The sequence below is a fragment of the Allobosea sp. FW305-C-101 genome (assembly GCF_058783685.1).
The window spans coordinates 1,427,652-1,445,024 of record NZ_JBYSYT010000002.1; the positions used below are offsets into that span (position 1 = coordinate 1,427,652).

Annotated in this window: 17 protein-coding genes; 5 read left to right on the plus strand and 12 right to left on the minus strand. The window is 67.2% G+C overall.

The features are described 5' to 3' along the window. Nucleotides 1–11 precede the first annotated feature (11 nt). Both AC3WMA_RS14490 and AC3WMA_RS14495 read right to left on the minus strand, forming a co-directional pair. Complete coding sequence (locus AC3WMA_RS14490; RefSeq protein ID WP_492286041.1) at nt 12–1,193, minus strand: efflux RND transporter periplasmic adaptor subunit; 1,182 nt, start codon at nt 1,191–1,193, stop codon at nt 12–14. A gap of 65 nt (nt 1,194–1,258) precedes the next feature. After that, nucleotides 1,259–1,897 (minus strand): TetR/AcrR family transcriptional regulator, encoded by a 639-nt coding sequence (locus AC3WMA_RS14495; RefSeq protein WP_492286042.1) that lies wholly within the window; start codon nt 1,895–1,897, stop codon nt 1,259–1,261. A gap of 247 nt (nt 1,898–2,144) precedes the next feature. Between AC3WMA_RS14495 and AC3WMA_RS14500 the strand changes: the two genes are divergently transcribed. After that, nucleotides 2,145–2,948 (plus strand): glutamine amidotransferase, encoded by an 804-nt coding sequence (locus AC3WMA_RS14500; protein WP_492286043.1) that lies wholly within the window; start codon nt 2,145–2,147, stop codon nt 2,946–2,948. Next, nucleotides 2,945–4,186, plus strand: a complete 1,242-nt coding sequence (locus AC3WMA_RS14505) for an NAD(P)/FAD-dependent oxidoreductase (protein ID WP_492286044.1) — start codon at nt 2,945–2,947, stop codon at nt 4,184–4,186. The genes AC3WMA_RS14500 and AC3WMA_RS14505 overlap by 4 nt, the downstream gene beginning before the upstream one ends. A 190-nt stretch (nt 4,187–4,376) precedes the next feature. Here the strand turns inward: AC3WMA_RS14505 and AC3WMA_RS14510 are convergent, their stop codons facing one another. The 6 genes from AC3WMA_RS14510 to AC3WMA_RS14535 form a co-directional block, all read right to left on the minus strand. Beyond that, complete coding sequence (locus tag AC3WMA_RS14510) at nt 4,377–5,162, minus strand: succinate dehydrogenase iron-sulfur subunit (protein ID WP_336810200.1); 786 nt, start codon at nt 5,160–5,162, stop codon at nt 4,377–4,379. Nucleotides 5,163–5,171: 9 nt separating this feature from the next. Further along, nucleotides 5,172–7,004, minus strand: coding sequence for a succinate dehydrogenase flavoprotein subunit (gene sdhA / locus AC3WMA_RS14515; protein WP_492286045.1), 1,833 nt, complete (start codon nt 7,002–7,004; stop codon nt 5,172–5,174). Nucleotides 7,005–7,008: 4 nt separating this feature from the next. Then, nucleotides 7,009–7,401, minus strand: coding sequence for a succinate dehydrogenase, hydrophobic membrane anchor protein (gene sdhD, locus AC3WMA_RS14520; RefSeq protein ID WP_492286046.1), 393 nt, complete (start codon nt 7,399–7,401; stop codon nt 7,009–7,011). An 11-nt stretch (nt 7,402–7,412) separates the two neighbouring features. Next, complete coding sequence (sdhC, locus tag AC3WMA_RS14525; protein ID WP_492286112.1) at nt 7,413–7,811, minus strand: succinate dehydrogenase, cytochrome b556 subunit; 399 nt, start codon at nt 7,809–7,811, stop codon at nt 7,413–7,415. A gap of 154 nt (nt 7,812–7,965) precedes the next feature. Next, nucleotides 7,966–9,027: a MaoC family dehydratase gene (locus tag AC3WMA_RS14530; RefSeq protein WP_492286047.1), complete on the minus strand. Its 1,062-nt coding sequence runs from the start codon at nt 9,025–9,027 to the stop codon at nt 7,966–7,968. A gap of 165 nt (nt 9,028–9,192) precedes the next feature. After that, nucleotides 9,193–10,905, minus strand: coding sequence for a serine/threonine dehydratase (locus AC3WMA_RS14535; protein ID WP_492286048.1), 1,713 nt, complete (start codon nt 10,903–10,905; stop codon nt 9,193–9,195). 167 nt (nt 10,906–11,072) lie between these two features. Between AC3WMA_RS14535 and AC3WMA_RS14540 the strand changes: the two genes are divergently transcribed. Next, entirely contained in the window at nt 11,073–11,948 is an 876-nt protein-coding gene (locus AC3WMA_RS14540) for an HpcH/HpaI aldolase/citrate lyase family protein (protein ID WP_492286049.1), read from the plus strand. 202 nt (nt 11,949–12,150) lie between these two features. On the opposite strand, the gene ppa is transcribed toward AC3WMA_RS14540, so the two are convergent. Continuing rightward, nucleotides 12,151–12,690, minus strand: coding sequence for an inorganic diphosphatase (gene ppa, locus AC3WMA_RS14545; RefSeq protein ID WP_265056912.1), 540 nt, complete (start codon nt 12,688–12,690; stop codon nt 12,151–12,153). Between the two features lie 152 nt (nt 12,691–12,842). Between ppa and AC3WMA_RS14550 the strand changes: the two genes are divergently transcribed. Next, complete coding sequence (locus AC3WMA_RS14550) at nt 12,843–13,565, plus strand: fused DSP-PTPase phosphatase/NAD kinase-like protein (protein ID WP_492286050.1); 723 nt, start codon at nt 12,843–12,845, stop codon at nt 13,563–13,565. Nucleotides 13,566–13,569: 4 nt separating this feature from the next. Here the strand turns inward: AC3WMA_RS14550 and AC3WMA_RS14555 are convergent, their stop codons facing one another. From AC3WMA_RS14555 to hmuQ, 3 genes are all read right to left on the minus strand, one after another. Continuing rightward, the gene (locus AC3WMA_RS14555) at nt 13,570–14,937 is read right to left on the minus strand and encodes a hypothetical protein (protein ID WP_492286051.1); all 1,368 of its coding nucleotides are present in this window, start codon (nt 14,935–14,937) and stop codon (nt 13,570–13,572) included. Between the two features lie 232 nt (nt 14,938–15,169). Beyond that, nucleotides 15,170–15,691, minus strand: coding sequence for a heme utilization cystosolic carrier protein HutX (gene hutX, locus AC3WMA_RS14560; protein ID WP_492286052.1), 522 nt, complete (start codon nt 15,689–15,691; stop codon nt 15,170–15,172). 12 nt (nt 15,692–15,703) lie between these two features. Beyond that, entirely contained in the window at nt 15,704–16,051 is a 348-nt protein-coding gene (gene hmuQ, locus AC3WMA_RS14565) for a heme-degrading protein HmuQ (protein ID WP_492286113.1), read from the minus strand. A gap of 366 nt (nt 16,052–16,417) precedes the next feature. On the opposite strand from hmuQ, the gene AC3WMA_RS14570 reads away from it, so the two are divergent. Further along, nucleotides 16,418–17,368, plus strand: coding sequence for a heme/hemin ABC transporter substrate-binding protein (locus tag AC3WMA_RS14570; RefSeq protein ID WP_492286053.1), 951 nt, complete (start codon nt 16,418–16,420; stop codon nt 17,366–17,368). The last annotated feature ends 5 nt before the right edge of the window (nt 17,369–17,373 follow it).

Below are 17,373 nucleotides of genomic sequence, written 5' to 3' on the forward strand. Positions count from 1 at the left end.
GAATGTGTCCGTCAGTTCGTCGCGACGGGCGTGATCATGTCGCCGTCGCGCACGAAGGTGCCCGCGCGTGCCACGACCGTCTCGCCCTCGATGATGCCGCTCGCGATCTCGGCGCGGCCATGGCCGACGAGCCCGAGCGTCACCGGCTTGGTCGTGACCTTGCCGTCCTTCACGGACTGCACGGTCGCACCGGCGCGGTTATAGGTGATGGCCGAAAGCGGCAGGGTCACGGCACGCTTGCGGCCGGTCTCGATGACCCCGCGCGCGAAGGAGCCGATCGCGACCGGCGGGTTGCCGTCGAGCGCGACGAGGACGCGGCCGAGCCGCGAGGCCTTGTCGACCTCCGGCATGATCAGGCGGATCGTGCCCGCCAGCGCGTCGTTGGCACCGGCCGGGGTCACCGCGACGCCCTGCCCGAGCTTGAGCTTGGGAAGCTCGACCTCGGCGACCTGCGCCTCCAGCTCCACCGCGCCGTCGGCGATGATCCGGAACAGCGGGTCGGTCTGCGGCAGCATGCTCGCCATCGCGCCGAGCCGCGCCGTGCGCCGGCTGACGATGCCGGCCCGCGGCGCCTTGATCTCGGTGCGCGCGAGCTTGACGGTGATGTCCTTGCCCTGCGCCTGCGCCAAAGCGAGGTCGGCGCTGGCGATCGCCAGGGCCTGCCGGGCCGAATTGGCCCGGGCCTCGCCCGAGCGCGCCGCCGCGGCGCGCTGGTCGAACATCTCGATGCTGGCATTGCCGCTCTCGCGCAGCGACTTGGTGCGGTCGAAGGCATTATTGGCCTGAACGAGATTGGCATCGGCCTCGGCGATCTGGGCCTTGGCCTGGGCGATCAGCGCCTCGGCACGCGCGATCTGGGCGTCATTCTGAACCTTCTGCACCTCGAGTGTCGTCCGGCTCAGCCGGGCCAGCACTTGCCCGCGCGCAACCTTGTCGCCCTCCTCCGCCAGCAATTCGACGATCGACAACCCGTCGACCTCCGGCGCGACCAGGATCTCGTCACGCGCGACGATCGAGCCGGAGACGACCACGCTCTGGACGATCTCGGTCGTCTGCGCCTGCGTCACCGTGACGGAGGGCCCGGCGGCCGCAGGCGCGGCCGGAGCGGCGGTCTGGGCCTGCAGCGGCAGCGGCGCGGCCAGCAGGGCCAGCGCGACCATCGCCTTGAGCGGAACGATCGAACGAAGGGACATCGGAGGGAATCCTGTTGCGGCCATCAGGCCGGACGGAAGCGGGGAAAGCCCGGTGGAAGCAGAGATCACGACTGCGTCTCCGTTTCGGGCAGGAGCATGGTCTGGGAAAGCTGGCGCATGCCGTCGAAGAGCGTGTCGGCCGCTGCCACGACATCGAAATTCGGGTCCATCGCCCGCCGGCAGAAGAAGCCATCCGCCATCATCGAGATCGCCATCAGGAAGCGGCCCTCGTCGAGCAGCGGCGACAACTCGCCATTGGACTTGGCTTCGCGGATCGCAGCCGCGAGACCGTCGATCACGGTGCTCTCGATGTCCGCGCACATCCGCGCCATGCCGGGATTGCGCGCGGCCTCGGCCCAGATCTGCACGGCGATCACCGCCTTCTCGCGCGGCTGGTCCACGAGATGCTTGCGGCCGAGCGCCTCCAGCTGGTCGAGCAGCGAGCCGTTATTCGGACAGAGCTTGCCGAAATCCTCCGCGATCAGGCTGCGATCGCGCTCGGTCATGCCCTCGATGATCGCGTCCTTCGAGGAAAAATAACGGTAGAGATTGCCCGGGCTCATGCCGGCTTCAGCCGCGACATCCTGCATCGTCGCCGCATGGAAACCGGCGCGCGCGAAGACGCGCTCGGCCGCGTCGAGGATGCGGATATGCCGTTCCGACAGGACGGACTCGGGCGACGAGGCGGGAACCACGGGTGACATGCGAACTCGAAACGATGAGAATGAATGTTCATTCTCATCTCAGATAAGGCGGCGAACGTCAAGCTGAGCGCCCTCGCGACCCCTGTCGCGGCGATAAGCAAGCCGAAGATTGCCGGACGGTTGCCGCATTCCGGCGCATAAATTGCTTGCTTCGTCCCGTCTGGAACCGCATGCTCGGGAGCGATCTGGCATGGCTTCGCGCGCCGTCCCTCCCCGACGTTCCGCGCGAGCGACCTTGAAGTCCGTGATGAACGACCACGCCTTCCCCCTGCGTCCGGCTCGCCGCACCCGCTCCCCCCTCACCACCCGCAGGCCAAGGCCCGCACCGAAGCCGGTGCTGGTCGTGCTGCATCAGGAGCATTCGACGCCCGGCCGCGTCGGCCGTCTGCTGCAGGCGCGCGGTCATGCGCTCGACATCCGCAAGCCGCGCTTCGGCGATCCGCTGCCGCAGACCATGCGCGAGCATGCCGGCGCGGTGATCTTCGGCGGGCCGATGGGCGCGAACGATCCCGAGGATTTCATCAAGGCCGAGATCGACTGGATCGGCACCTGCCTGAAGGAGGATGCCGCCTTCCTCGGCATCTGCCTGGGTGCGCAGATGCTGGCGAAGCACATGGGCGCGCGCGTCTATACCCATGGCGAGGGCCGTGCCGAGGTCGGCTATTACCCGCTCGCCGTTACCGATGCCGGCCATTCCCATGCCGCGACGGCCGGCTTCGCCTGGCCCGGCACGGTCTATCAATGGCATCGCGACGGCTTCGACTGCCCGAACGGGGCGGAATGCCTCGCGACCGGAGGCGATTTCCCGGTCCAGGCCATCCGCGCCGGCTCGAAGGCCTATGGCATCCAGTTCCACCCCGAGGTGACGCCGGCGATGATGTATCGCTGGTCGGTGCGCGGCTATGAGCGCACGCTGATGCCCGGCGCCCAGCTCGGCCACACCCATGTGCCCGGCTGGTTCCAGCACGACCCGGCGATCCGGCTCTGGCTCGACGCCTTCCTCGACCATTGGCTGAAGGAGCCGGCGGAAGCCGGAGCGACATCGCCTTGACCCGTACAGCTCTCGTTCTCGGCGCCGGCATGGTCGGCGTCTCCTGCGCGCTTGCGCTCCAGAAGCGTGGCATCGCGGTCACGCTGATCGACCGCAAGGCGCCGGGCCGCGAAACCTCCTACGGCAATGCCGGCGTGCTCGCGGCCTCCTCGATCGTGCCGCTCAACAATCCCTCGCTCTACGCCAATATCACCGGCTATCTCGGCAACCGCCATCCGGCGCTCAACCTGAGCTGGACCCGCGCCTTCAGCCGGCCGGCTTGGCTGCTCCGCTTCCTCTGGGAAGCCCGGCCCTCGCAGGCCAAGGCCCGCATCACCGCCTTGCAGGCGCTGACGGAGAGTACCGTCGAGCGCCACCGCACCCTGATGGCCGAGGCCGGCGTGTCGCACCGCCTGCGCGAGACCGGCACGCTCAAGCTCTGGCGCAGCGAGGGCGGACATGAGGCCGCGCGAGCCGAACATGATTTCCTGAAGAGCCACGGCATCGAGTCGCAGGTTCTCGACCGGCAGGGTATTTCCGGCATCGAGCCAGGCCTGAATCCGATCTTCCCGGCCGGGCTGCTGATCCCCTGCGTCGGTTCTGTCGATTCCCCCGGCGCCGTCACCGAAGCTTATGCGGCGCTCTTCGCCCAGCGCGGCGGCCGGATCGAGCAGGCCGCGATCACCGGCCTCGCACGCAATGGCAATGGCTGGCGCGCGAGCACCGCTTCGGGCTCGTTCGAGGCCGATCTCGCGGTCGTCGCTCTCGGCCCCTGGAGTGGCGACCTGCTGAAGCCGCTCGGCATCGATCCGAAGCTCGATGTCGAGCGCGGCTATCACCGCCATCTCAAGCCGGAAGCCGGCACCGGCCTGTCGCGGCCGATCTACGATGTTGACGGCGCCTATTACATGGCGCCGATGGAGCAGGGTTTTCGCGTCACCAGCGGCGTCGACCTGTCCTTCCGCGACGCGCCCGACGAGCACCGCCAGATCGACGGCGCGACCGCCGCGGCGCGCGAGGCCTTCCCGCTCGGCGAGGTCGTCGGCGAAACCTGGCGCGGCGCCCGGCCGACCCTGCCGGACTCCCTGCCGATGATCGGCGAGGCGCCCCGCAATCCCGGCCTCTGGCTCGCCTTCGGCAACCAGCATATCGGCTTCTCGACCGGCCCGATCACCGGCGAATTGATCGCCGCGATGGTCTGCGGCGAGAAGCCGCCGATCGACCCGACGCCGTTCCGGCCGGGGCGCTATATCCGCTGATGAAGCGTGTCTTCCCGCACGCGCTGCGGCACGCAGTGCTGCTGCGCAGATGCGGGACCGTCCTCAGGAGAGGGCGCCTCTTTCAATGAAAAAGCGCGCCCTCGTGAGAGAACGCGCTCTTATCGGAGAACGGTCCCGTGTCTGCGCTGCGGCATTCCATGCCGCAGCGCGCACGGGATGACACCCTGCATCAAACCTGGCGGGCGACCATCATCTTCTTGACCTCCGCGATCGCCTTGGCCGGGTTCAGGCCCTTCGGGCAGGCATTCGCGCAGTTCATGATGGTGTGGCAGCGATAGAGCCGGAAGGGGTCTTCCAGATTGTCGAGCCGCTCGCCTGTCGCCTCGTCGCGCGAGTCGATCAGCCAGCGATAGGCCTGCAGCAGCGCGGCCGGGCCGAGATAGCGGTCGCCGTTCCACCAGTAGCTCGGGCAGGAGGTCGAGCAGCAGGCGCAGAGGATGCACTCGTAGAGCCCGTCGAGCTTCTCGCGGTCGTCCTTGGCCTGGCGCCATTCCTTCTCGGGGGCTGGCGTCGTGGTCTGCAGCCAAGGCTCGATCGAGGCGTGCTGGGCATAGAAGCGCGTCAGGTCCGGCACGAGGTCCTTGACCACGGGCATGTGCGGCAGCGGGTAGATCGCGACCTTGCCCTTGGCGCCGCACTCGTCGATGCCGGTGGTGCAGGCGAGACCGTTCTTGCCGTCCATGTTCATGGCGCAGGAGCCGCAGATGCCCTCGCGGCAGGAGCGGCGGAAGGTCAGCGTCGGGTCGACCTTGTTCTTGATCCAGATCAGCGCGTCGAGAACCATCGGCCCGCAATCGTCGCGGTCGACATAATAGGTGTCGGTGCGCGGGTTCTCGGTGTCGTCCGGGCTCCAGCGATAGACCTTGAACTCGGTCAGCTTCTTGGCGCCGGCCGGCTTCGGCCAGGCCTTGCCCTCGACGAGGCGGGAGTTCTTCGGGAGATTGAATTCAGCCATCGGAGTCCCTCAGTACACCCGTGCCTTGGGCTTGATGTACTCGATGTCGTTGGACATCGTGTAAGTGTGCACCGGCCGGTCATCGAGCGTGATCGTGCGCTTCTCGTCGTCGATCCAGGCGAGCGTGTGCTTCATCCAGTCCTTGTCGTCGCGGTTCGGATAGTCCTCGCGGGCATGCGCGCCGCGGCTTTCCGGACGGTTCAGCGCCGAATCCATGGTCACGACCGCCTGGGTGATCAGGTTGTCGAATTCCAGGGTCTCGATCAGGTCGGAGTTCCAGATCAGCGAGCGGTCCTTGGTGCCGACATCGGTAATGCCGTTCCAGACCTCGTGGATGAGCTTGTGGCCCTCTTCCAGCGTGTCGCCCTCACGATAAACGGCGCAGTTGTTCTGCATCGTCCGCTGCATCCGGTCGCGCAGCACCGCGGTCGGCGTGCCGCCGGAGGCGTTGCGGTACTTGTCGAGGCGGGTCAGCGCGAGGTCCGAGGAGCCCTTCGGCAGCTCCGGCTGCTTCTCGCCCGCCGTCACCGTGTCGGCGCAGCGCAGGCCGGCCGCGCGGCCGAAGACGACGAGGTCGATCAGCGAGTTGGAGCCGAGGCGGTTGGCGCCGTGGACCGAGACGCAAGCGGCTTCGCCGATCGCCATCAGGCCGGGCACCACGGTGTCCGGATCGCCCCCGACCTTGGTCAGCACTTCCCCGTGATAGTTCGTCGGGATGCCGCCCATGTTGTAATGCACGGTCGGCAGCACCGGAATCGGCTCGCGGGTGACATCGACGCCGGCGAAGATCTTGGCGCTCTCCGAGATGCCCGGCAGGCGCTCGTGCAGGATCTTCGGATCCAGATGATCCAGATGCAGGTAGATGTGGTCCTTTTCCTTGCCGACACCGCGGCCGGCCCGGATCTCCATCGTCATCGAACGCGAGACGACGTCGCGCGAGGCGAGATCCTTGGCCGAGGGGGCATAGCGCTCCATGAAGCGCTCGCCCTCGGAATTGGTGAGGTAGCCGCCCTCGCCGCGCGCACCTTCCGTGATCAGGCAGCCCGAACCGTAGATGCCGGTCGGGTGGAACTGCACGAACTCCATATCCTGCATCGGCAGGCCGGCGCGCAGCACCATGCCGCCGCCGTCGCCGGTGCAGGTATGCGCCGAGGTCGCGGAGAAATAGGCGCGGCCATAGCCGCCAGTCGCCAGGATGGTCTGCTGCGAACGGAAGCGGTGCAGCGTGCCGTCATCGAGCTTGAGCGCGATCACGCCGCGGCAATGGCCGTCCTCGTCCATGATCAGGTCGATGGCGAAATACTCGATGAAGAACTCGGTATTGTAGCGCAGCGCCTGGCCGTAGAGCGTGTGCAGCATGGCGTGGCCGGTGCGGTCGGCCGCGGCGCAGGTGCGCTGGGCCGGCGGGCCCTCGCCGAATTCGGTGGTCATGCCGCCGAAGGGGCGCTGGTAGATGCGGCCGTCCTCGGTGCGCGAGAACGGCACGCCCCAATGCTCGAGCTCGTAGACGGCGGCCGGCGCGTTGCGCACGAGATACTCGATGGCGTCCTGGTCGCCGAGCCAGTCCGACCCCTTCACGGTGTCGTACATGTGCCACTGCCAGGTATCCTTGCCCATGTTGCCGAGCGAGGCGGCGACACCGCCCTGCGCCGCGACGGTGTGCGAGCGGGTCGGGAACACCTTGGTGATGCAGGCGGTGCGCAGGCCCGCCTGCGAGCAGCCGACCGTGGCGCGAAGGCCCGCGCCGCCGGCGCCGACGACGACGACGTCGAAGGTATGGTCGGTGATCGGATAGGCGGTGCCGGTATAGGCCGGAACCGGGCGGGACTTGGTGATCGCCATCGGATCAGCCTCCAAAAGACAGCTTCAGCACCGCGTAGACGCTGGCGGCGCCGACGGCGATGGCGAAGAAGGTGTTGCCCATCACGGCGAGGATCTTGAGACCCTCGTTGGTCACGTAGTCCTCGATGACGACCTGCATGCCCAGACGCATGTGGACGCAGGCCGAGAGGATAAAGAGCAGCATCAGGATCGCGACGAGCGGATGCGACAGAAGCGCGATCGCGCCCGGATAGGGCCGGCCGACCAGCGCGATGACGATGCCGATGAAGATGATCGTCAGGATCAGGTTCGAGACGGCGGTGACGCGCTGCAGCCAGAAATGGCCGGTGCCGGACTTTGCGGAGCCGAGGCCGCGAACGCGGCCGAGCGGGGTGCGCATCGAGGAATTGGACAGCATAACGCGGCTCCTCAGCGCAGGACCAGGGCGACGATCCAGACCAGGATCGTCAGGCTCACCGAGGCGACGAGCGTGAACTTCGCCATGTTCATGCGCGTCTGCGGCTCATAGCCCTTGCCCATGTCCCAGACGAAATGGCGCAAGCCCCCGACCATGTGGTGGATCAGCGAGAAGCTGTAGAGGAAGAGCACGAGCCGGCCGATGAAGGAGCCGGCGATGGCCTGCGCGGTATCGAAGGCGGCCGGGCCGGAGGCGGCGGCGACCAGCCACGCGGCGATCAGCACCGTGCCGAGATAAAGCCCCGTGCCGGTGACGCGATGGGCGACGGACATCGCCATCGTCCAGGACCAGCGATAAATCTGCAGGTGGGGCGAAAGCGGGCGCGCCGCGGGCTTGACCTCGGCCAATATTCTTCTCCGGTCAGGCGGTCCGTCGACGGCGGCGGACCCATTTGGGATCATTCTAGAGTGACTGGTTGTCTAACGAAACCGTCCCGGCGCTGCAATGCGGCATGGCCAGAACGAAGTTACAGATTCTGAAAATCGTCATTTTGTTACGAAAACGTTAGCGCGGCAGCAGCGCCCAGTAGTCGAAATCGAGAATCACGCTCGGATCGTACTGATCTCCGGCCTTCAGCGGGAAATCTGCGCAAGCGCGGTTCTTGGTCGCGATCAGCCGGAGCCGGAGCGCGCCGACATCGCCGCGCTCGGGAATCTCCGCGCTGCCCAGCACCTCGCTCCAGGCATAGACGGTGTCGCCAGCGAAGAGCGGCGCGACATGGCGCCCGCCATTGATCGCGGCGATGTGGAAGGCATTGCCGAGCCCGTTGAAGGAGAGCGCCCGCGCCAGGCTGATGACATGGCCGCCATAGATCAGGCGCTTACCGAAACGGGTGCCTTGCGCCGCATGGGCATCGAAATGCACCCGCGCCGTGTTCTGGTAGAGCCGGGTCGCGAGCTGGTGCTCGGCCTCCTCGACGGTCATGCCGTCGACATGGTCGATCCGCTCGCCGACGGCATAGTCGCCCCAACGGAAGCGCGAGCCGGCGAGCGCATCGTCGTAAGCAGCGAGCTCGATCCGGGGGCAGCCCTCGCCGAGCTGTTCCGGCAGCACGGCCTTCGTCAGTTCCGGCACCTGCTCGGCATGGGCCGGCGTGCCGGGCTCGCGCTTGCGCACCAGCACCCAACGCGCATAGCTCAGCACGATCGCGTTGTGCTGGTTACGGCCGATCGAGCGAACATAGACGATGCCGGCATCGCCCGCCGAGGTCTGCTTCAGCCCGATCACCTCCGACGTGGTCGAGAGCGTATCGCCGGGATAGACCGGCTTGAGGAAGCGCCCATCGGCATAGCCGAGATTGGCGACGGCATTGAGCGAGATATCCGGCACCGTCTTGCCAAAGACGATGTGGAACACGAGCAGGTCGTCGATCGGCGCCGTGGGATAGCCGATCGCGCCAGCGAAGGCGTCCGAGGATTGCACCGCAAAGCGCGAGCCGTAGAGCGCCGAATAGAGCGCTGCATCGCCGGCCCGCACCGTGCGCGGCGTCGCATGGACGATGCTGTCGCCGAGGTGGAAATCCTCGAAGAAACGTCCGGAACTGGTCTTAGGGCTAGAGCCGGGCATGCATCGTCTCCTGATCGAAGGCGAGTTTGCGTTGCAACCAAGGGCGGCGGCAAGCCCTGCTGATGACGACAGCCGTCATGCTCGGGCTTGACCCGAGCATCTCAGGACGGAAAGGCGCCTCCTCCTGAATGAGATTCTCGGGTCAAGCCCGAGAATGACGCCCCTTCACCCTACGATCGCGGCGAGCTTCGCCAGGTCGACATTCGCGCCGCAGACGAGAACGCCGAGCCGCTCGCCCTTCGCCGGCTTGTAGGCCCCGCAGAGCAGCGCGCCCAAAGCCGCCGCGCCGCCCGGCTCCACAGCAAGGCGGAAATCGCGCCAGAGCACGCCCTGCGCCTCCGTGATCGCCGCATCCGGCACCAGAGCGATGTGATCGACGCTATCCCGGGTCACGTCATAGACAAGCTGACCGACATTGCGGGCGCCCAGCGAATCCGCCGCCACCGACGCGACCTTGACCTCGACCGGCCCCTTGGCGTCGAACGCGGCCTGCAAGGCGCGCGAGCCTTCCGGCTCGACGCCGACGACCTTGATCTTGCTGCCGGCGAACCAGCTCGCGATGCCCGAAATCAGGCCGCCACCGCCGACCGCGACGAGTACCGTATCGAGATCGGGCTCCTGGCTGTCCCATTCGCGGCCGAGCGTACCCTGCCCGGCAATGGTCTCCACCGCCGCAAAGGGATGGATCTTGAGCGCCCCGGTCTCGGCGACGAAGCGGTCGCAGGCCGCCTGCGCGTCGTCATACTGCGCGCCGCCGACCACGACATCGGCACCGAAGCGCTTGATCGCCTCGATCTTGGCCGCCGGCGAAATCTCCGGCACGAAGATCGTCGCCTTCACGCCGCGCCTCGATGCGGCATAGGCCACCGCCGCGCCATGATTGCCGCCCGACGCGGCCGAGACGCCGGCCGCCGGCACCGGCAGCGAGAGCAGGTTGTTGAAGGCGCCGCGCGTCTTGAACGAGCCGGCATGCTGCAGGCATTCGAGCTTGAGCGAGATATCCGCCGCGGCTCCGAAAGCGCCCGTGCCCAGCCGCATCACCGGCGTGACGCGGGCATGGCCGGCAATACGCGCCGCCGCTTCCTCGATCATCGGACGGGTGACGGGGCGTGCGCTCATGACGATATCCTGATCAGGCTCGGAGGCTGGACGATAGGTCCAGATCGCAATCGGAAGCCCGTGGCTATCGCGTCCCGGCGGATCGGGGAAGGGCCGCCCACGCCCGGCGGCAATGTGCCGGGCGACGACCAGCGCCGCTAATGCGTCGAGCAGGTCATCGGCAGCAGCTCCGCGCGGCGGGCGGGCGTCGGCCACGTCTGCCGGGATGCCGGCTGCGGTCAGCAAGCTCCGGCGCTCCGCCAGCCCCTCCGGATTGACCACGCCCTTGATCTTCTTGGGGTGGAGCAGCGGCGCGCCCCGCATCGTGCGGAAAGCGAGCTCGGGATGAATCTCGAAGACGCGCTCGTGCAAACCGGGTTCGGATCGCAGCAGGCCGTCGATCTCACGAATCTTCGGAAACAGGTGAAAGCCCTGCTTGGAAACCTTCCGCGGCGGATCGGACGCCGCGAGCGCCAGCGCGCAAGCCTCCCAATAGTCGGTCGCCTCGACCGCCCAGCGCGCAGGGATGGAGAAGACAGAGGATTGCCGGTCGCCGAGCAGCGCCCGCACCGCCTGCTCCGGCCCGCGTCCAGAGCCCTGTACCCGATCCGGCAGGCCGATCGGCATGTCGACCGCGACGAGATCAGGCACGACCTCGCCTGTGAACAGATCGGCGAAGCACTGCACCACGCGGATCACCGGCGCCTCCGACCCGTCATCGGAAACAATGGCGGCGATCCAGCCGCCCTTGCAGCCATCGACGCCGGCGAGCCGTACCATCCCGTTCCCTCCGCCTTTCGCAGCGCTGGTATTGCAGCTGCGTTGCTCTACTGTGCAGTGCAGCACCAAAGCATTTTCAAGCGAAGTGGACACCGGTTCGCGTGAAGAACCAATGGTCCGCGCAGCGAATATGCGAGAGCTACAGCCGGCCCGTGTCAGGAGAGACCATGAGCACGATACGCCCCCGCCGCAGTGCCCTTTATATGCCGGGCTCGAATGCCCGCGCGCTCGAAAAGGCCCGCGAAATCGCGGCCGACGTCCTGATCCTCGACCTGGAGGACGCCGTCGCTCCCGACGCCAAGGCAACCGCTCGCGAGCAGGTCTGCGCTGCCGTGAAGGCCGGCGGCTATGGCCGGCGCGAGCTGGTGATCCGCGTCAACGGCGTCGGCACGCCCTGGTTCGCTGACGATCTCGCCGCCGCCGCCGAGGCGAAGCCGCAGGCGATCCTGATCCCGAAAGTCTCGGCGCCGGAGACGTTGCACGAAGTCGGCCACCAGCTGAACGGCCTCTGGGCCGATCCCGCCATTACCGTCTGGGCGATGATCGAGACCCCGCTCGCCATCCTCGATGTCGAGCGCATCGCCCGCGCCGCCCGCGATCCGGTGGCGCGGCTCGCCTGCTTTGTGATGGGCACCAACGACCTCGCCAAGGAAACCCGCGCCCGCTTCGTGCCCGGCCGCGCGCCGATGCTGCCCTGGCTGACGAGCGCCCTGCTCGCCGCCCGTGCACACGGCATCGACATCCTCGACGGCGTCTATAACGACATCAAGGACGAAGCTGGCTTCCTGGCCGAATGCGAGCAGGGCCGCGATCTCGGCTTCGACGGCCGTACCCTGATCCATCCTTCGCAGGTCGCGGTGGCCAATGCGGTCTTCGCGCCCGACGAGGCCGAGTTGACCAAGGCCCGCGCCGTCATCGCGGCCTTCAACCTCCCGGAAAATGCCGGCAAGGGCGCAATCCAGCTCGACGGCCGCATGGTCGAGTTGCTGCATGCCGATATGGCAAAGCGCACGGTCGCGCTGGCGGAAGCGATCGCTGCGTAAGGGCTACGTTCGCCACCGGCGAGCCGGCGTCATCCCGTGCGCGCTGCGGCACGCGAGTGCTGCTGCGCAGACACGGGACCGCGCGACGAGAAGGCGCCTCTTAAATAAAAAGGCGCCCCTTGCACGAGAGGGCGCCCTTTCCTGAAAACGGTCCCGCATCTGCGCAGCAGCACTTCGTGCCGCAGCGCGTGCGGGATGACACTCAGCCCTTCTTCGCGGCCTTCGCGCGCTCGATCGCCTCGACGATCAGCTTCCGGGCCATGGCGGCGTCGCCCCAGCCCTTGAGCTTGACCCATTTGCCGGGCTCCAGGTCCTTGTAATGCTCGAAGAAGTGCTGGATCTGGTCGAGCGTGATCTGCGGCAGATCGGTGTAGTTATGGACGTTCTCGTAGCGCTTGGTCAGCTTCGGCACGGGCACGGCGATGATCTTCTCGTCGCCGCCGCCCTCGTCCTCCATCAGCATCACGCCGATGGGCCTGACCGCGATATAGGAGCCCGGCACCAGCGGGCGCGTATTGGCGACGAGGACGTCGCAAGGGTCGCCGTCTTCCGAGAGCGTGTGCGGGATGAAGCCATAGTTTCCGGGATAGCGCATCGGCGTATAGAGGAAGCGATCGACGAAGAGCGTGCCCGCTTCCTTGTCCATCTCGTACTTGATCGGCTCGCCGCCGATCGCCACCTCGATCAGGACATTGACTTCTTCGGGCGGGTTCTTGCCGATGGAGATGGCGTCGATGCGCATGCTGGAACCTGTCGCTTGGGAATTTCGCCGGGCCTTATGCAAGTTCGCGGCGAAAACGCCAAGCCCTTCCGTCGCGCTTGGTCACCAGACGATTTGCGTAGGCGCGCCCGCGCTGCTATCGGGCGCCCCATGAAAAGCTGCGAGATCAGGCCGTGCTGAGCCGCCTGCGCCCCGACGAAGAGCGCTATGCCCGCCGCATGGCCCGCATCGCCCGCTGGGACCGGCCGATCGAAGGCCGCGGCCAGCGCCTGCGTGCCTGGGCCAACATGCTGCTGGTCGACCACGGCATCTTCCGGCTCGCCTATCTCAACGCGCACCGCGTCACGCCGCGGCTCTGGCGCTCGGCCCAGCCGGCGCCGGGCCAGATCGCGGCCTTTGCCCGCAAGGGCGTCAAGACCATCGTCAACCTGCGCGGCGGGCGCGAGCACGGCTCCTGGCCGCTCCAGAAGGAAGCCTGCGAGCGCCACGGCATCAAGCTCGTCGATTTCGTGCTGCGCTCGCGCGGCGCGCCGGATCGCGAGACCATCCTCGGTGCCAAGGCGTTCTTCGAGAGCCTCGACGAGCCCGCCCTGGTGCATTGCAAGTCCGGCGCCGACCGGGCCGGCTTCTTCTCGGCGCTCTATCTGCTGGTCCACGAGGGGCGACCGCTCGACGAAGCCATGCGCCAGCTCTCGCTGCGCTACGGCCATTTCCGCTTCGCCAAGACCGGCATCCTCGACGCCTTCTTCGAGACCTATCGCCACGAGGGCGACGCGAAGGGCATCGCCTTCCTGGATTGGGTCGCCACGATCTACGATCCCGAGCGGCTGGAGCGCGAGTTCAAGCCGGGGCTCTTCTCCTCGCTGGTCGCCGACAGGCTGATCCGGCGGGAATAGCACTTTATCGAGCGGCGCCCGGAGCGGCGAGACCGTCGGCCGACGCCTCGACGGGATCGTCGAGATGCAGCCAGATGAAGACGGCATGCGTCAGCGTTCGCAGGATCGATATGGCGCCGATCGTCAGCAGCAGCTCCGGCGACAACGCAGCGAACCACAGCATGGCCGCGACCATCGCGAAAAGCGCGACGGCATTGATCCCGACCTGCCAGAAGGGCTGACGCGACAGCGTCGCCACTTCCTGCAGCGGCGCAAGCACGGCGATGCCGATATAGAACGCCGCCAGCAGTGCGACGACCTCGCCCAGGTCGTGCCACTGCGTCCCGACCAGCCAGTTATCGGCCACCAGTGCCACGACGGCGATGGCGCTGAACAGCACGACCGCGCCGCCGATCAGGCCGAGCGTCAGGACCCGTGCCCAGAAGCGTCGGCGCGGTCCGGCTTGGGCGCGCATACGGTTCAGCACCAGCGGGATCGACACCGTCCCGAACATCTGCGCCGGCATGTCCAGCAGCCGCATCGACAGGGCGATCTGCGCCGCGAGCACGGTGTTGCTGGCATAAGGCAGGGCAAGGAGGGGAGCGACAGCGAAACCATAGGCGAGCAGGGCCGCGGGGAGCAGGGCGCGCGGCGCATCGCGCCAGCGGATCGCCGCTTCCGCGAGGCTGCGCCACGACCACAGCGCCGGCTGGACCAGCGCGATCACGGATGCCTGCCTGCGCCGCAGCAGATAGGCCGCCGCCAGGACGTGCCCGAGCGCATCGGCCATGAACAAGGTCAGCGCCTTCGGCCCGAAGATCGCGATCAGGGCGAGCATGATCGCAGGCTGGACCATCGCCTGGACGACATTGCTGTTGCCGATGGCGCGGAAATCGCCCTCCGCCGTGGCCTCGGACCAGAGCAGGCGCAGCAGCGAGCGCGCGGCAAGCGACACCAGGAAGAAGAAGGCGACCGCCGGCGCGACCCAGCCGGTCACGGCAAGTCCGATCAGGACGAGGGCGGCGACGGCCATGAAGGCCACCCCGACCGCAGCCGCGAGCCGGAAGGCGAGGCCGAGCCGGGCGCGGTCGCTGTTCTGGAAGAACACCGCCTCCAGGCGCAGCAGCGAGGCGATCGAGACGAAGTTCGCAGCCGAGGAAAAGACCGCGAAGGCGGCGAAGACGAAGGGTGGGCAGAGGGCGGCTGCGATGATCAGGCCCCAGACCGAGATCAGCCTCGCCTGGACGAAGCGCAAGCCGAGCAGGATCGCGGAGCCCAGATTCGAGCGCAGGGCCGGAACCCGCCTCGCCACGAACCTGCGGCCGGCCGCCAGGGTGAGTGCCGGGCGTCCATGCGGCAGGTGGGCCCGCTCCATGGTGACGTGCGCGGCCATGTCGACTCCCATTGCGGAACCGTCGGGCAGCCTGTCGTGAGCCATTTCCGCCTTGCCGCCCTGGAGGTCCGGGTCGCGAGGCGCGTTCATGGCTGACAGGCCTTCAGCCGCGAAGGCTGCGCCCGTATGGTTAACGAATGGTGAATCCCGCTCATGGCCCGTGTTCAATACCCGCATCGCGCGGCTTGCGCCACGCGATGCATGAGCCGCACCATCTCGTTTTTTTTGGGGCTCAGGCGAAGGTCGTCTTGAGCGCCTCGAACCGCGCCAGCTGATCGGCCAGCAATTCGCGCGCGGCATCGCGCCGCACGAAGACCTTGAACATCACCTCGCCGGAGCCGTTGAAGAACTGCACCGAGCAGGCGCGCCGGCCCTGCGCCGTCGAGCGATCGACCAGATAGATCGCCCGGCAGTTCTCCGCCTTGATATGCCCGCCGATCGGGCTGTCGCCATGGATGTTGTAATAGCCATGGCCGAAGCTGCCGACCGGCAGCGATCCCTCGCATTCCAGCACGATGTCGGGCGTGTGCATCAGGAAGAGCACGGTGCCCCAGGTCGCGAGCTCCTTCCAGATGTCCTCGAAGCGCTCGGGTGCCACGTGCTGGCGCTGCGCCTCGGGGAGAAGCTCGAGCACGGCGCGCGTCGAGACCTTCGCCTCGCGCGCGATCGCTTCGATCAGGCCGTCCGGCTTGGCGGCAAGCAGGGAGCGCGCATGCTCGATCGGAGCCTGCGCGAGGGTGTCGGCGGTCGTCATCGGCTTAAGGCCTCACTCGGCGGCTTGACGGGGCAGATGCGGATTGGTCTCGCTGAGCACGGTCTCGAAGCCCTCGAACTCGGGATGGCCGAGATAGATCGGCTTCGGGCGCGGCTGGCCGGCACTGCGATGCGACTCGCGGAACTGCTCGGATTTGGTCCAGGCCGTGAAATCCTCCTTCGAGGCCCAGCTCGTATGCGAGGAGTAGAGGGTATGATCCTCCTTTTCCGGCCCCTTCAGCAGGTGGAAGGAGAGGAAGCCCGGCATCTCGTCGAGCCGGCTCTTGCGCGAGGACCAGACCGTCTCGAAGGCGGCTTCCTCGCCCTTGACGACCTTGAAGCGATTCATGGCGATGAACATCGAAAAACCCTGCATCTGACGCGCCGGATAACGGCGGAAACGAACGACACCGCCGGAGCGGACGGACAATCGCAATCCCGGTCAAACGTCTCTTCAGGAAGAGGGCTCGGCCGGAACATGCGCAGGATCGACAACCGGCCGCCCGGCGGGATCGCAGCCGAGGAGCCCGGCGACGCGCTGCGTTGCCCTTGACCCCTTGTAGTAAAGGCTAATATCAGCGTCAATAATACCGCAAAGAGATCTTTGTTTTGAATAATTAAAAACAAGGATCTACTTTGAATGGAATCATTTTAAACTGACTGCAGCCTTCTTGCTTGAGCACTCGCAGCGTGAAAGCGCCCGTCTGCGTCTGAATGGAGTTGCGATATGTCTGGCTCGCGCATCACCGAAGCGCATCGCGGCCTCCGGCAGCCGAACCGCCGCACGTTCACCTCGGCTCTCGCCTTGAGCGCGCTTGGCCTCGGTCTCTCCCCCGCCCTCCCGATGGCCGCGCTGGCCCAGACGCCGGATCGCATCGTCGTCGCCGGCGGCGTCATCACCGAGGTGATCTACGCGCTCGGCCTGCAGGATCGCGTCGTCGGCGTCGACTCGACCAGCCAGTTTCCGCCGGAAGCCCTGAAGCAGAAGGCCAATGTCGGCTATGTCCGCGCGCTCTCGGCCGAAGGCGTCCTCTCGCTGAAGCCCACGCTGATCATGTTGATCGACGGCGCCGGCCCGCCGGATGCCGTCTCGCTGCTCACCGAATCCGGCGTGAAGATCGCCCGCATCAATGACGGGCTGACCCCGGAGGGCGTCACCGCGAAGATCGCCGCGATCGGCGCGGCGATCGGCGCGGGCGTCCCGGCCGAGCGGCTGGCGGCCCAGACCAAGGCCCGCTTCGACGAGCTCGCGACGCTGCGCGCCGGCATCGCGAAAAAGAAGCGCATCCTCTTCCTGCTCTCCCTGCAGAACGGCCGCGCCATGGTCGGCGGCCGCAACAGCTCGGCCGACGGCATCATCGCGCTGGCTGGCGGCATCAATGTCGCCGACGCCATCGAGGGCTACAAGCCGATGACCGACGAGGCCATCGCCGCCGCGGCGCCCGACATGGTGCTGATGATGCGCAACAGCAGCGCCCATAACACCACGCCGGACGAACTCTTCGCGATGCCCGCCTTCTCCCAGATTCCGGCCGCGGCCGGCAAGCGGCTGGTCCATATGGACGGGCTCTACCTGCTCGGCTTCGGCCCGCGCACACCGATGGCGGCGCGCGACCTGATGGCCGCGATCTATCCGGAAGCCGCCATCCCGCCACTCAAGACCGCCGCCGCCCCGTGACCCTC

Excerpts from the sequence above, each read along its gene's own strand:
- AC3WMA_RS14490 (WP_492286041.1), bottom strand. The coding sequence starts at position 1,193 with ATGTCCCTTCGTTCGATCGTTCCGCTCAAGGCGATGGTCGCGCTGGCC.
- AC3WMA_RS14495 (WP_492286042.1), bottom strand. The coding sequence starts at position 1,897 with ATGTCACCCGTGGTTCCCGCCTCGTCGCCCGAGTCCGTCCTGTCGGAA.
- AC3WMA_RS14500 (WP_492286043.1), top strand. The coding sequence starts at position 2,145 with ATGAACGACCACGCCTTCCCCCTGCGTCCGGCTCGCCGCACCCGCTCC.
- AC3WMA_RS14510 (WP_336810200.1), bottom strand. The coding sequence starts at position 5,162 with ATGGCTGAATTCAATCTCCCGAAGAACTCCCGCCTCGTCGAGGGCAAG.
- sdhA (WP_492286045.1), bottom strand. The coding sequence starts at position 7,004 with ATGGCGATCACCAAGTCCCGCCCGGTTCCGGCCTATACCGGCACCGCC.
- sdhD (WP_492286046.1), bottom strand. The coding sequence starts at position 7,401 with ATGCTGTCCAATTCCTCGATGCGCACCCCGCTCGGCCGCGTTCGCGGC.
- AC3WMA_RS14530 (WP_492286047.1), bottom strand. The coding sequence starts at position 9,027 with ATGCCCGGCTCTAGCCCTAAGACCAGTTCCGGACGTTTCTTCGAGGAT.
- AC3WMA_RS14535 (WP_492286048.1), bottom strand. The coding sequence starts at position 10,905 with ATGGTACGGCTCGCCGGCGTCGATGGCTGCAAGGGCGGCTGGATCGCC.
- AC3WMA_RS14540 (WP_492286049.1), top strand. The coding sequence starts at position 11,073 with ATGAGCACGATACGCCCCCGCCGCAGTGCCCTTTATATGCCGGGCTCG.
- ppa (WP_265056912.1), bottom strand. The coding sequence starts at position 12,690 with ATGCGCATCGACGCCATCTCCATCGGCAAGAACCCGCCCGAAGAAGTC.
- AC3WMA_RS14555 (WP_492286051.1), bottom strand. The coding sequence starts at position 14,937 with ATGGCCGCGCACGTCACCATGGAGCGGGCCCACCTGCCGCATGGACGC.
- hutX (WP_492286052.1), bottom strand. The coding sequence starts at position 15,691 with ATGACGACCGCCGACACCCTCGCGCAGGCTCCGATCGAGCATGCGCGC.
- hmuQ (WP_492286113.1), bottom strand. The coding sequence starts at position 16,051 with ATGTTCATCGCCATGAATCGCTTCAAGGTCGTCAAGGGCGAGGAAGCC.
- AC3WMA_RS14570 (WP_492286053.1), top strand. The coding sequence starts at position 16,418 with ATGTCTGGCTCGCGCATCACCGAAGCGCATCGCGGCCTCCGGCAGCCG.